Source organism: Thermomonospora echinospora, assembly GCF_900108175.1.
GTDB classification, from domain to species: Bacteria; Actinomycetota; Actinomycetes; order Streptosporangiales; family Streptosporangiaceae; genus Thermomonospora; species Thermomonospora echinospora.
On sequence record NZ_FNVO01000003.1, the window covers coordinates 331,887 to 344,640 of the forward strand.

General features: G+C 72.6%; 12 protein-coding genes. 6 read left to right on the forward strand and 6 right to left on the reverse strand.

The genetic code is table 11. The features are described 5' to 3' along the window. Positions 1 to 78: 78 nt before the first annotated feature. Entirely contained in the window at positions 79 to 1,356 is a 1,278-nt protein-coding gene (locus tag C4U03_RS09005; RefSeq protein ID WP_103937222.1) for an ArsB/NhaD family transporter, read from the reverse strand. Positions 1,357 to 1,499: 143 nt separating this feature from the next. On the opposite strand from C4U03_RS09005, the gene C4U03_RS09010 reads away from it, so the two are divergent. After that, on the forward strand, positions 1,500 to 1,961 hold the full coding sequence (locus C4U03_RS09010; protein WP_103937223.1) for a CBS domain-containing protein: 462 nt from the start codon (positions 1,500 to 1,502) through the stop codon (positions 1,959 to 1,961). Positions 1,962 to 2,066: 105 nt separating this feature from the next. Here C4U03_RS09010 and C4U03_RS09015 read toward each other — a convergent pair whose 3' ends face one another. Together C4U03_RS09015 and dut are read right to left on the reverse strand one after the other, a co-directional pair. Next, positions 2,067 to 2,888: a DUF3710 domain-containing protein gene (locus C4U03_RS09015; RefSeq protein WP_103937224.1), complete on the reverse strand. Its 822-nt coding sequence runs from the start codon at positions 2,886 to 2,888 to the stop codon at positions 2,067 to 2,069. Between the two features lie 55 nt (positions 2,889 to 2,943). After that, complete coding sequence (gene dut, locus C4U03_RS09020) at positions 2,944 to 3,444, reverse strand: dUTP diphosphatase (RefSeq protein WP_103937225.1); 501 nt, start codon at positions 3,442 to 3,444, stop codon at positions 2,944 to 2,946. A 496-nt stretch (positions 3,445 to 3,940) separates the two neighbouring features. Between dut and C4U03_RS09025 the strand changes: the two genes are divergently transcribed. The 3 genes from C4U03_RS09025 to C4U03_RS09035 all read left to right on the forward strand — a co-directional run bounded on the left by C4U03_RS09025 (position 3,941) and on the right by C4U03_RS09035 (position 7,616). Then, complete coding sequence (locus tag C4U03_RS09025; protein ID WP_103937226.1) at positions 3,941 to 5,227, forward strand: cytochrome P450; 1,287 nt, start codon at positions 3,941 to 3,943, stop codon at positions 5,225 to 5,227. Positions 5,228 to 5,307: 80 nt separating this feature from the next. Beyond that, a complete protein-coding gene (locus C4U03_RS09030) occupies positions 5,308 to 6,495 on the forward strand; it encodes an acyl-CoA dehydrogenase family protein (RefSeq protein ID WP_103937227.1) in 1,188 nt (395 codons plus the stop codon). Beyond that, positions 6,492 to 7,616 carry an acyl-CoA dehydrogenase family protein gene (locus tag C4U03_RS09035; protein WP_103937228.1) on the forward strand — a complete coding sequence of 375 codons (1,125 nt, stop codon included), beginning with the start codon at positions 6,492 to 6,494 and terminating at the stop codon, positions 7,614 to 7,616. Before C4U03_RS09030 ends, C4U03_RS09035 begins: the two co-directional genes overlap by 4 nt. Before the next feature lie 120 nt (positions 7,617 to 7,736). Here C4U03_RS09035 and valS read toward each other — a convergent pair whose 3' ends face one another. Continuing rightward, positions 7,737 to 10,274, reverse strand: a complete 2,538-nt coding sequence (valS, locus tag C4U03_RS09040) for a valine--tRNA ligase (protein WP_103937229.1) — start codon at positions 10,272 to 10,274, stop codon at positions 7,737 to 7,739. 97 nt (positions 10,275 to 10,371) lie between these two features. Between valS and C4U03_RS09045 the strand changes: the two genes are divergently transcribed. Both C4U03_RS09045 and C4U03_RS09050 read left to right on the forward strand, forming a co-directional pair. After that, a complete protein-coding gene (locus C4U03_RS09045) occupies positions 10,372 to 10,659 on the forward strand; it encodes a DUF4235 domain-containing protein (protein ID WP_103937230.1) in 288 nt (95 codons plus the stop codon). A 126-nt stretch (positions 10,660 to 10,785) separates the two neighbouring features. Next, on the forward strand, positions 10,786 to 11,370 hold the full coding sequence (locus tag C4U03_RS09050) for a maleylpyruvate isomerase family mycothiol-dependent enzyme (protein ID WP_103937231.1): 585 nt from the start codon (positions 10,786 to 10,788) through the stop codon (positions 11,368 to 11,370). 32 nt (positions 11,371 to 11,402) lie between these two features. On the opposite strand, the gene C4U03_RS09055 is transcribed toward C4U03_RS09050, so the two are convergent. Together C4U03_RS09055 and C4U03_RS09060 are read right to left on the reverse strand one after the other, a co-directional pair. After that, positions 11,403 to 12,254, reverse strand: coding sequence for a hypothetical protein (locus C4U03_RS09055; RefSeq protein WP_103937453.1), 852 nt, complete (start codon positions 12,252 to 12,254; stop codon positions 11,403 to 11,405). Positions 12,255 to 12,265: 11 nt separating this feature from the next. Then, on the reverse strand, positions 12,266 to 12,562 hold the full coding sequence (locus tag C4U03_RS09060) for a DUF4193 domain-containing protein (protein WP_103937232.1): 297 nt from the start codon (positions 12,560 to 12,562) through the stop codon (positions 12,266 to 12,268). Between the last annotated feature and the right edge of the window lie 192 nt (positions 12,563 to 12,754).

Sequence of the window (12,754 nt, forward strand, 5' to 3'; positions counted from 1 at the left end):
GGCCGGGCGAACCAGTTGACGCCCGGCGTTTCACTTCCCGGCCCCGGCCCGGCCGCCGGCGGTCAGGCGATCGGGCGGTCAGAGGTAGCGCAGCCACAGGTACGGGGCGCACAGCGCGACGGTCACCAGCGTGACGACGATGCCGTACTTGGTGAAGTGCCAAAAGCCGATGGGATGGCCGTTGCGGGCGGCGATGCCGAGCACCACGACGTTGGCGCTGGCCCCCACGGCGGTGGCGTTGCCGCCCAGGTCGGCGCCCAGCGCCAGCGCCCACCACAGCACCTGGCCGTCCGGCCCGGCGTCGCCGACCAGCTCGGCGACGATCGGGCTCATGGTGGCGACGTAGGGGATGTTGTCGATGATCGCCGAGATCCCGGCCGAGCCCCACAGCAGCAGCATGGCCGCCAGGCCCAGCCGCCCCTGGGTGGCCTCGGCCGCGCTCTCGGAGATCCGGCCGATCACCCCGCTGTGCACCAGCCCGCCCACCATGACGAACAGACCCATGAAGAACACCAGGGTGGACCACTCGACCTCCGCCAGCGCCTGCTCGGTGGTGACCTTGGTGGCCGCCACCAGCAGCCCGGCGCCCAGCAGCGCGACCACCGACGGCTCGTAGTGCAGCACCGGGTGCAGTACGAACGCCGCGATCACCAGGCCCAGCACCGCCAGGCCCTGGACCAGCAGCCGCCGGTCGGTGATGGCCTCGCGTTCCTCCAGCTCCATCACCTCGGCCGCCAGATCGGGGTCGTAGCGGAACGCCGCGCGGAACAGCCACCGGCACAGCAGGCAGAACACCACCAGCAGCCCCACCACCAGCGGCGCCAGATGGACCAGGAAGTCGTTGAACGACAGGCCGCCGCGGCTGGCGATGATGATGTTGGGCGGGTCGCCGACCAGGGTGGCGGTGCCGCCGATGTTGGAGGCCATCACCTCGGCCATCAGGTACGGGACCGGGCTGAGCGCCAGCCGCTCGCATACCAGGAAGGTGACCGGGACGACCAGCAGCACGGTGGTGACGTTGTCCAGCAGCGCCGAGACCACCGCGGTGATCACCACCAGCATCACCATCAGCCGGTACGGCCGGCCCCGGGCCCGCTTGGCCGCCCAGATCGCCACGTACTCGAACCCGCCGGTCTGCCGCAGCACCGAGACGATCACCATCATGCCCAGCAGCAGGAAGACGACGTTCCAGTCGATGCCGCTGTCCTGGGAGAAGAAGGCGTGCTCGGCGTCGGTGACGTGCAGCAGCAGCATCAGCGCCGCCCCGCCCAGCGCGGCGGCGGTGCGGTGGATGCGCTCGGAGGCGATCAGCGCGTAGGCGGCGGCGAAGATGACGATCGCGGCAGCGGCGCTCACCCTGCGTTCCTCCGGTCAGCGGTAACGGACATTGCGGCACGAACAGTGCCGAACAATGCCGACCAGGCTTCCCGGCTCACCTTTGCGACACCCTAGCGGGCCCGGTCACGGCAGCCGGCACCAGCCGGGGGTAGCGTCGAAGGGTGCTCGCCCGTGAACTGGCCAGGGACTTCCCCACCATCGACCTGGACAGTGACGCGCTGGAGGCCGCCCGACTGCTGGTCGAGCGCGGGCTTCCGGGGCTGATCGTCGTGGACTCCGCCCGCCATCCGGTGGCGGTGCTGCCCGGTTCGCAGTTGCTGCGGTTCGTCGTACCCCGCTACGTCCAGGACGATCCGACGCTGGCGCACGTGTACGCCGAGCGGCAGGCCGACCGGCTGGCCGACCGGCTGCGCGGGCACCGGGTCCGGGACCTGCTGCCGGAGCGGCCCCAGCGGCTGCCGGTGGTGGAGGGCGGCGCCACCGCGATGGAGATCGCCGCGTTGATGGCGGCCGAGCACAGCCCGCTGGTCGCGGTGGTGGAGTCCGGGAGCGGTCCCGAGCCGCCGATGATCGGCGCGATCTCGGTGGTGGACCTGCTGGCGCGGGCGCTGCCCCCGCGCTGACGTCCGGGCGTCAGCGCCCCGAACGGGTGGGCGGGCCGGGACCGCGGCGGCGGAGGCGCCGCCTCCCCGCCATGACCCGGGACGGTCACGACGGGGACGGCCGGCTCAGCGGACCTCGGTGATCTCGGGACCGCGCTCGAACGGGTCGAAGGTGTCGGACCCGCCCTCCTCCTGCTGCTCGCCGGCGGCCTCGGAGAACTCCTTGGGCAGGGTCAGCGGCAGCAGCTCGCGCGGCGGCATCGGCTGCTCGCCGCGCAGCACCACGATGTTGCGGAAGACGTCCTCGAGGACCTGCCACTGCTCCTCGTCCTCGATGGCGGCGCCCTGCACCACGCCCTGCAGGAACCAGCGCGGGCCGTCCACCCCGATGAACCGGATCGGCTGCCAGGCGTAGCCCTGCTCGATCACTTCCTGCGGGATCTGCTCGCGCACCTCCGGCGGCATCTCGTTGAGTACCTCCTCGGTGAGCTGGGCCGGCAGCATGGCCAGCAGCTCGGTGCCGAACGGGCCCTCACGGTCCTCGGCCTGCCCGCCGGCCTGCTCGGTGATCTCGGTGGCGGTCTCCCGGCGGATGTCATCCCAGATCCCGCTGCGCTTGGGCGCGGCGAACGCCTGCACCTGCAGCACGCTCTCGGCGTGCTGCACCAGCACCGACACCGGCCGCCCGTTGAGCGGGTTGCCCTCGGCGTCCACCTCGGTGGCCTCGAAGTTCACCTGAAAGCCCAGGCCGGGGCCGACCGGGACCTGGATGGAGCCGAAGTCCAGGCGCTCCAGCTCGGGGTAGGAGTCGCCCGAGTCCCAGGGGCCGGCGGCACCGCCCGCCTCGCCGGCGGGGGCGTCGTCCGTCTCGACGGCGTCCGCCTGCTCGCCGGCCTGTTCGAGGGTGCTGTCCGATTCCTCGTCCTGGCGACGACGTCGAATAGGCACGACTCACGCTCCTTCTTCACTGTGCTCGATCTGACCGCTGCGTAGCGCGCTCAGCCTAGTTGTGCCCGGCCTCCGGCGCCGCCGCCGACAGTCCGCCGGTGGAGCCGAAACCGTTGTCGCCGCGGACCGATCCGGGGAGCGCGGAGACCTCGTGGAAGGCCGCCCGCTCGACCCGCTGGACGACCAGCTGGGCGATCCGGTCGCCGCGGCGCAGCCGGACCGGATGACGGAGGTCGGTGTTCAGCAAGGTCACTTTGATCTCACCCCGGTATCCGGCGTCGACCGTACCGGGCGCATTGACGATCGTGACCCCAAACCTAGCGCCCAAACCGGACCTTGGGTGAACAAAGGCCGCATATCCGTCCGGGAGCGCGATGGCGATCCCGGTGGGCACCACCGCGCGCTCGCCCGGCCCCAGCTCCACGTCGACGGCGGCGAACAGGTCGGCCCCGGCGTCGCCCGGGTGGGCGTACGAAGGCAGGGGCAGCCCGTCGTCGAGCCGCCGGATCAGCACGGGGACGTCCCCGTGCGCGTGGGGAGCGCTCTTGTTCGTCAAGGATTCTTCCCAGAGTCACGGGTCAGGGCACCACGGTCGGGACACGCGGTCCGCGGCACGGCCACACGACCATACCGAGCACCGTGTCCCACCGGGGCCGCGAGCACGTCGCCACAGGTCCGCTCCCCCACGTGGACGGCGTCCCGGGCGGCATGACTCACGGACGGTAACCCTATCCGCCCGGGAACCCGTGCGGGCCCTCGAACGCCGTCCGCGCGGCCTCTTCTCCGATGCTCCCTTCGCTCCGGAGGGTTCGCCCGTGCTCGTCGCCGATGTTCCCCGGTCGTTCCTCGGCCCCTGCCCCACGGCCTGGTCCGGGCGTTGACGCAGGCGTTCGCCCTGCCGGCGTCGGGCATCTACCCGCTGGTGACGGCGGCGTGGCCGGCGGCCGGACGGGCGGCGGGGCGCAGTGCCTCGCCGGTGCGCCCTTGACGGCGTCCCTGGCCTTGGGTTCGATGAAACCGAACGGGATTCGGCCGGATCGAGGTGATCGAGGATGGCGCAGCCGCTGCGCGAGGCGGAGATCGACCTGTCGGACCTGGAGTTCTGGGGCCGGCCCCGGCGGCAGCGGGAGGCCGCGTTCGCGGCGCTGCGGGCCCGCGAGCGGCCCGTCTTCTTCCGCGAGCTGAAGGTGCCGTTCATCAGGAGCGGCCCCGGTTACTACGCGCTGGTGCGGCACGCCGATGTGGTGGAGGCCAGCCGCCGGCCGGACGTGTTCAGCAGCGAGCCGTGCAGCACCAGCATCGCCGACCAGCCGGCCTACATGGCCCGGTACTTCGGCTCGATGATCAACATGGACGATCCCCGGCACGCCAAGATCCGGCGGATCGTGTCGCGGGCGTTCACCCCCCGGGTGCTGGCCAAGCTGGAGGCCGACCTGCAGACCGCGGCCACCCGCATCGTGGACGACCTGGTCGCGCGGGGTCCCGGCGACTTCGTCGAGCAGGTGGCCGCGCGGCTGCCGGTGGCGGTCATCTGCGACATGATGGGCATCCCCGCCGAACGCCGGGCGATGGTGCTGGAGCGCACCAACATCATCCTCGGGCTCGGCGACCCGGAGTACTCCGGCCTGGAGCCGACCGCCTCCCCCGACGGCTTCACCCGCCCGGCGGCGCTGTACGGGCTGCTGCGGGTGATGACGGCCGGCTACGAGCTGAACCACCTGGCGATGCGGCTGGCCCGGCGCCGCCGCCGCGAGCCCGGCGACGACCTGGTCTCCGCCCTGGTGCGGGCCGAGGTGGACGGTGAGCGGCTGACCGACCAGGAGATCGGCTCGTTCTTCATCCTGCTGGTGGTGGCCGGCAACGAGACCACCCGCAACGCGATGGCGCACGGCCTGAAACTGCTCACCGACCACCCGGACCAGCGGGCGCTGCTGCTGGCGGACTTCGAGGGCCGCATCGGCGGCGCCGTCGAGGAGATCGTGCGGATGTCCACCCCGGTCATCCAGTTCCGCCGGACGGTCACCCGCGACCATGAAATGAACGGGCACCAGTACCGGACCGGCGACAAGGTGCTGCTGTTCTACAACTCCGCCAACCGGGACGAGGCGGTGTTCGAGAATCCCGACGTCTTCGACATCACCCGCAGCCCCAACCCGCACGTCGGGTTCGGCGGGCCGGGGCCGCACTACTGCCTGGGCGCCAACCTGGCCCGCCGCGAGATCACCGTCATGTACCGGGAGCTGTTCACCCGGCTGCCCGGCATCCGTGCCGCCGGACGGCCCGACCGGCTGTACTCCAACTTCATCAACGGCATCAAGCACCTGCCCTGTGCGTTCTGACCCCTGCCTCCCACCGGAGGAACACCGGTCGGGCGACCCCGCTCCGGCAGGGCGCCCGGCCCGACCCTAGGAGAGACCGAGTGACCGATATCGAGGAGTACGGGCGCCGGGCCCGGGCCTGGCTGGAGACCGCCACCGCCGGGCTCCCCGGGGAGCCGGGGCTTCAGCAGGCCCGCGAGTTCATGGCCCGGCTCTATGACGCCGGGTACTCCGGCATCACCTGGCCCGAGGAGTACGGCGGGCAGGGCCTGTCGGTCGCCGAGGAGCGGGCGTTCCAGCAGGCCGCCAAGGACTTCGCACTGCCGGTCGGGGTCTTCGGCATCGGGCTGGGCATGTGCGGGCCGACCCTGCTGTCCCTGGGCACCGAGGAGCAGAAGCGGCGCTACATCAGGCCGCTGCTGCGCGGCGAGGAGATCTGGTGCCAGCTGTTCTCCGAGCCGGGCGCCGGCTCGGACGTGGCCTCCCTGCAGACCCGGGCGGTGCCGGACGGCGACGGCTGGCTGATCAACGGCCAGAAGGTGTGGACCTCGGTGGCCAGGCAGGCCGACTACGGGCTGCTGATCGCCCGGACCGACCCGGACGCGCCCAAGCACCGGGGCATCACCATGTTCATCGTCGACATGCACCACCCCGGCGTGACGGTGCGCCCGCTGCGCGACATGACCGGCGAGTCGCACTTCAACGAGATCTTCTTCGACGACGTCGAGGTGCCCGCCGACCAGGTGGTGGGCGGCGTGCACGACGGCTGGAACGCCGCGGTGACCACGCTGCTGCACGAGCGGGTGTCGATCGGGATGGGGGCGACCCGCACCGAGCGTCCCGCCTCGTTCGCCGGCGTCTCCCGCCGGGCCGCCGAGCGCGGGCTGACCGCCGACGCGGCCGTCCGCGACCGGCTGGTCGACCTGTACCTGCGAGAGCGGGCGTTCGACCTGCTGAACGCGCGGATGGCGCAGGAGGTCAAGGCGGGGATCGCGCCCGGCGCCCGAGGCTCGGTGATCAAGCTGCTGCTGGCCGACCTGACCCTGTTCGGCGCCGACGTGGCCGCCGAGATCCTCGGCCCGGACGTGGTCGCCCACGACGGCGCCGACGCCGCCCTGGCCCGGGCGCTGAGCTGGGCTCCGGGCATGGCGCTCGGCGGCGGCACCAACGAGATCATGCGCAACATCATCGGCGACCGGGTGCTGGGGCTGCCCCGCGAGCCGCAGGTGGACCGGGACGTGCCGTTCCGCGAGCTCAGGGTCGGCACCCAGAAGGAGACGGGCAAGTGAGACTGATCCGCACCGACGAGCAGCGAGAACTGGCCGACGCGACGCGCGCCTTCCTGGCCGGCACCTCCCCCATGGCCCGGGTCCGCGAGATCGCCGAGACGCCCGGCGTCTGTCACGACCCCGACGTGTGGCGGCGGATGGCCGGGGAGCTGGGGCTGACCGGCCTGGCGGTCCCCGAGGAGTACGGCGGGGCGGGCTTCGGCCACGGCGAGGTCGCCGTCGTCATGGAGGAACTGGGCGCGGCGCTCACCCCGACCCCGTACCTGGCCTCCGTCGTCCTGGCCGCGAACGTGCTGCTCGCCCTGGACGACGAGGCAGCCGCCAAGGACCTGCTGCCGGGCATCGCGAACGGCTCGGTCATCGCCACGTTCGCCCCTCCGGTGCCCGGCGACCGCATGCCCGGGGCTCGTGCCCACGGCGACGGCCACACGCTGGAGGGGCCGGTGCCCCGCGTCCTGCACGCCGCCGACGCCGACCTGATCCTGGTCGCGGCCACCCTCGCGGACGAGGTCGAGGACGGCTCCGGGCCGCTGGCCGTCTTCGCCGTCGATCCCGCCGCACCCGGCCTTACCCGCACGGAGCTGACCACGCTCGACCTCACCCGTCCGCAGTACCGGCTGGAGTTCGACGGCACCCCGGCCCGGCTGGTCGGCCCGTCCGACGCAGGCCCGGCGCTGGAGCGGGCGATGGACCTGGCCGCCGTCGCGCTGGCCGCCGAGCAACTCGGTGGGATGCGCCGCTGCCTGGACACGATCGTGGAGTACGCCAAGCTGCGCGTGCAGTTCGGCCGCTACGTGGGGTCGTTCCAGGGCGTCAAGCACCGGCTCGCCGACATGCACTGCACGCTGGAGCAGGCTGAGTCGATCGTCCGGTACGCGGCCTGGGCCGCCGACGAGGCCCCCGAGGAGCTGCCGGTGGCCGCCGCGCTCGCCCAGTCGTTCATGGGACGCGCCTACTTCCAGGTCGCCAAGGACAGCCTGCTCCTGCACGGCGGCATCGGGTTCACCTGGGAGCACGACGCGCACCTGTACTACAAGCGGGCCAAGAGCGACGAGCTGCTGCTCGGCGCTCCCCGCCACCACCGCGCCCGGCTGGCCGAACGCCTCGGCCTGGTGACCTGACCGGTTCTCCCGCAGGATGCTCTCGGGCCCCTCGTCCGGCCACGGCACGGGCGAGGGGCCCGCGGAAAAGGATCGGCGCGACGGCGCTCGCCGACGAACGGGGACGGGCAGCGCCCCTGATCAGTCCTGGGCGGCGAGGGCGACCGTCACCGTGAGCTCGGTGATGGTCTCCGAGGCGTCCAGTTCCAGCTCGTGGACGTTGCCGGCGGCGCGCAGGTCCTCGGCGGCCGGGCCGATGTCACCGGCGCCGGGACCGCGCACGACGGCCCGCGCCACCTCGGCCCGCATGGAGACCTTGGCCTGCGACTTGACCTTGCGGACCTGCCGCAGTGCCTCGGCGGTCACCATCAGCAGCGCCGGGTCGCCGCCGGCGGGCGGTTCGTCCGCGGCGGGCCAGGCCGCCAGGTGCACCGAGCCCTCCTGCCACCAGGACCAGACCTCCTCGGTGACGAAGGGCAGGAACGGGGCGAACAGGCGCAGCAGCACCGACAGCGCGGTGTGCAGGGCGGCGCGCGCCGAGGCCGCCTGCGGCCCCTCACCGTAGGCGCGCTGCTTGACCAGCTCCAGATAGTCGTCGCAGAACTGCCAGAAGAACCGCTCGGTGCGCTCCAGGGCGCGGGCATGGTCGTAGCCGTCCAGGGCCTCGGTGGCCTCCCCGACGACCCCGGACAGCGCGGCCAGCATCGCCAGGTCCAGCGGCTCGGTGACGGCGGCGCCGGGCGGCACCTCGCCGAGGCCGAGCACGAACCGGGCCGCGTTCAGGATCTTGGTGGCCAGCCGGCGGCCCACCTTGATCTGGCCGACCTCGAAGGCGGTGTCGGTGCCCGGCCGGGCACTGGCCGCCCAGTAGCGGACCGCGTCGGTGCCGTGCTCGACCAGCAGCCCCATCGGGGTGACCACGTTGCCCTTGGACTTGGACATCTTCTTGCGGTCGGGGTCCAGGATCCAGCCGGACAGCGCGGTGTCGGTCCACGGCAGCGACCCGTGCTCCAGATGCGCGCGCACCACCGTGGAGAACAGCCAGGTGCGGATGATGTCGTGCCCCTGCGGCCGCAGGTCGTAGGGGAAGACCCGGGAGAACAGGTCGGCGTCCTGCTCCCAGCCGCCGGCGATCTGCGGGGACAGCGAGGAGGTGGCCCAGGTGTCCATGACGTCCGGGTCGCCCATGAAGCCGTCCGGCTTGCCGCGCTGCTCCTCGGTGTAACCGGGCGGCACGTCCGAGGAGGGGTCGACCGGCAGCATGTCCTCCGGCGGCGTGATCGGCTCGTCGTAGACCGGCTCGCCCGCGGAGTCCAGCCGGTACCAGACCGGGAACGGGATGCCGAAGAACCGCTGCCGGGAGATCAGCCAGTCGCCGTTGAGGCCCGCCACCCAGTTCTCGTAGCGGGCCCGCATGTACGGCGGGTGCCAGGCCAGCTCGCGTCCCCGCGCCAGCAGCGCCTCGCGCAGCCCGGCGTCCCGGCCGCCGTTGCGGACGTACCACTGGCGGGTGGTGACGATCTCCAGCGGTCTGGTGCCCCGCTCGTAGAACTTGACCGGCCGGGTGACCGGGCGCGGCTCGCCGTCCAGGTCGCCGGACTCGCGCAGCAGCTCCACGACCCGTTCCCGGGCCGAGTGGACCGTCCTGCCCGCCAGCCGGTCGTACGGCGAGGCGGGGACCCCGGCGGGCGGGTCGGCGGCCAGCCGGCCGTCCCAGCCGATGACCGCACGGGTGGGCAGGTCCAGCTCCCGCCACCAGGTCACGTCGGTGACGTCGCCGAACGTGCAGATCATCGCGAGGCCCGAGCCCTTGTCCGGATCGGCCAGCCGGTGCGCGAACACCGGGACCTCGACGCCGAACAGCGGGGTGCGGACGGTGCGGCCGAACAGCTCCCGGTAGCGCTCGTCGTCGGGGTGGGCGACCAGCGCCACGCACGCGGGCAGCAGCTCCGGGCGGGTGGTCTCCACGTACACCGGCCGCTCACCATCGTGGAAGCGCAGCCGGTGGAAGGCGCCGGCGGTCTCACGGTCCTCCAGCTCGGCCTGGGCGACGGCGGTGCGGAACGTGACGTCCCACAGGGTCGGCGCCTGCGCCAGGTACGCCTCGCCGCGCGCCAGGTTGCGCAGGAACGCCCGCTGCGAGACCGCCCGTGCCCGGTCCCCGATCGTGGTGTAGAGCAGGCTCCAGTCGACCGACAGGCCGACCCGGCGCCACACGTCCTCGAACGCCCGCTCGTCGATCGCGGTCAGCCGCTCGCACAGCTCGATGAAGTTGCGGCGGCTGACCGGGACCTGCCGCCTGGGGTCGGGCTCGGCCGGCGGCTCGAAGGCGGGGTCGTAGGGCAGCGACGGGTCACAGCGGACGCCGAAGTGGTTCTGCACCCGCCGCTCGGTGGGCAGGCCGTTGTCGTCCCAGCCCATCGGGTAGAACACCGTCTGCCCGCGCATCCGCCGGTAGCGCGCGACCGTGTCGGTCTGGGTATAGGAGAACACGTGCCCGACGTGCAGGGACCCGCTGACCGTGGGCGGCGGGGTGTCGATCGCGTAGACCTCCTCGCGGGGCCTGGTGCGGTCGAACCGGTAGGTGCCGTCGGCCTCCCAGCGGCGTACCCACTTGTCCTCCAGACCGTCCAGGGAGGGCCTTGGCGGAACGTCGGGAGTACGCGGCTGCGGATTCATGCACCAATGCTAGTGACGCTTCGCGCCTCCGTACCGATTCAAACGCCGCCACTTGGATAACCTCACTGCGTTCGGCTGCAGAGCGGAGGAGATGACGATGGCGGACAAGGGCGACATCGGCTGGCGGGTGCTGGCCGGCGGCGCGGCCCTGGCAAGCGGGTTCGCGGCCCGCAGGGCGATCACATACGCCTGGAAGAAGACCACCGGCAAGGAGCCGCCGACCAACCCCGAGTCGCCCGATGTGGCCCTGGGCGAGGCGTTGGGCTGGGCAGTGGTCATGGGGGTCGGCATGGAGGTGGCACGGCTGCTGGCCACCCGTGCGGCGGCGCGCCGGTACGCCAAGTCCAACGGTCGGCTGCCGGCGGCCTTCGGCCTCGGCGACTGACCCCGCTGCCCGGCCTGGGCACGGGCCGGGCGGTCCCGGCTCCGCGGCGACCGCCGACCCTATTGGATGACCGGTCCAGCCTTGTCGTATCGTGGTCGATCCCGTACACGAAAGGGATCGGCCACGATGCGTTTCGCCCTCGAAGACGAGCTGCGCGCCGAGCGGTTCCGGCTGATCGAGACCCTGGAGGGGCTGTCGGACGACGACTTCGACGCCGGCGCCACGCTGTGCACCGAGTGGGCGCCCCGTGACGTCCTCGGCCACGTCATCGGGATCGACTACCTGCTGGGCTCCTACGTGCCGTACGGAACACGCATCAACGCCGCCAACCGGGCGCAGGCCGACCGGGCGCGGATGCTGCCGCGTGGCCGGCTGATGGAGTGGGCCCGGCACTGGGCCGCCAACCCCAGCCTCACCTCGCGCCTGGCGCTGCCGGTCATTCTGGGCGACCTCGGCGTGCACCACCAGGATGTGCTGCGCGGACTGGGGCTGCGGCGGGACGTGCCGGATGCCGTCGCCACCGCGATCTTCCGCGAGGGGCTACAGCTGAGCCTGTGGCTCAACCGTAGGGTGCTCTCCCACCGGCTGGTGCCGACCGACGGCCACCGTCCGGTGGGGCGGGGGCCCGAGGTGCGCGGCACCCGGGAGGCGCTGGGGATGTGGCTCACCGGCCGGGACTCGGTGGCCGGCGAGCTGGAGTTCGCTTCTTGATCGGAACGGGCGGAGCGGGGGCGGCCGTCCGGTCAGCCCGGCGGCAGCGGGGGACGCGGGAGGACGTGCGGGACGGCGGGGGCGGGTCCCATGTGGCGGCGCAGGTCCTCGCGGACCGCCTCGGCCAGCCGTTTGGTGGCGGTCCGGTTGAGCGTCGCGCCGGCGGCGGCGCCGGTCAGGAAGGGGCCCATGGTCGACATGCTGCGGCCGAAGGTGCGCAGCAGCCGTTTGCGCAGCGCGGTCTTGGCCGCCGTACCGAGCGCGTTGGTCAGCGAGCCGGTCTCCAGCGGGTTGATCCCGCGCCGTCTGGCCCACGAGGTCAGGAACGCACCGGCCCGGGCGGTGCCGGAGCCGGGGATGTCCACCCCGTAGACGGCGTGCAACTCGGCGATCAGCTTGACCTCGATCGCCGAGATCACCAGTGTCTCGGCGGCGATCTGCGCGGGCGCGGTCAGCAGCAGCGGCGGCGCGGTGAACTGCACGGCCGCCAGCGCGCCGCCGGCGGCACCCACCGCGGTGGTGCCGTTGGCCGCCACCCGCACCAGGCTGTCGGCCAGCCGCTCGCCGGTGAGGCCGTGGTGGTGGGCGCTGAGCGTGGGCGCGTCGCGCACCGGCAGATGGGGGGTGATCTCCATCAGCAGATCGGCGAGCCAGCGCCCGCCGCGCAGCCCGGTGGCCCCGGTGCGGCGCGCGCCCTCGGCCAGCAGCCTGGTCAGCCTGCCCAGCAGCCGACGCCGGCTGTCGGGGTCGAGGTCGTCGCCGGCCAGTCGTCCGACCAGCTCGGCGATCTCGGCGTTCCGGCCACCGTCACGGGGTGCCGGAACACCGAGATCGCCGGTGTCGTCCTGCGCGCGGTCGGGGGGTCCGTCACCGTCACCGGACACGGGTCCCCCGATCAGGCCGCGCACTCGCGGCAGATCGGCTGGCCCTTGCGCTCCTCGGCGAGCTGGCTGCGGTGGTGCACCAGGAAGCAGCGCGAGCAGGTGAACTCGTCGGCCTGACGCGGCACCACCCGGAAGGTGAGCTCCTCGTTGGACAGGTCGGCGCCGGGCAGTTCGGCCACCTCACCGGCGTCGAGGTCCTCGTCGATGATGCTCGCGGCCTTGTCCGCCCGACGGGCCTGCAGCTCCTGCAGGCTGTCCTCGCTGAGGTCGTCGTCGGTCTTGCGCGGGCTGTCGTAATCGGTTGCCATCTGCTATCTCCATCCCCCTCGTCGTTCTTTGCGCCCCGTCGCGCGGATCTAACGCTCGGGAGGCCGTACTTGTGCCCGATCCGGGCGGGAAATTCTGTCACGCGTGGTGACCCCCGGCACGCAAGGCGCAACGAGTACCACACGTGACGCCCGTCACCGCCGTCGCCCCGCCGGATGTGCCGTCCGCCACAC

Coding starts and splice junctions, on each gene's coding strand:
- C4U03_RS09025 (WP_103937226.1), top strand. CDS start 3,941: ATGGCGCAGCCGCTGCGCGAGGCGGAGATCGACCTGTCGGACCTGGAG.
- valS (WP_103937229.1), bottom strand. CDS start 10,274: ATGAATCCGCAGCCGCGTACTCCCGACGTTCCGCCAAGGCCCTCCCTG.
- C4U03_RS09045 (WP_103937230.1), top strand. CDS start 10,372: ATGGCGGACAAGGGCGACATCGGCTGGCGGGTGCTGGCCGGCGGCGCG.
- C4U03_RS09050 (WP_103937231.1), top strand. CDS start 10,786: ATGCGTTTCGCCCTCGAAGACGAGCTGCGCGCCGAGCGGTTCCGGCTG.
- C4U03_RS09060 (WP_103937232.1), bottom strand. CDS start 12,562: ATGGCAACCGATTACGACAGCCCGCGCAAGACCGACGACGACCTCAGC.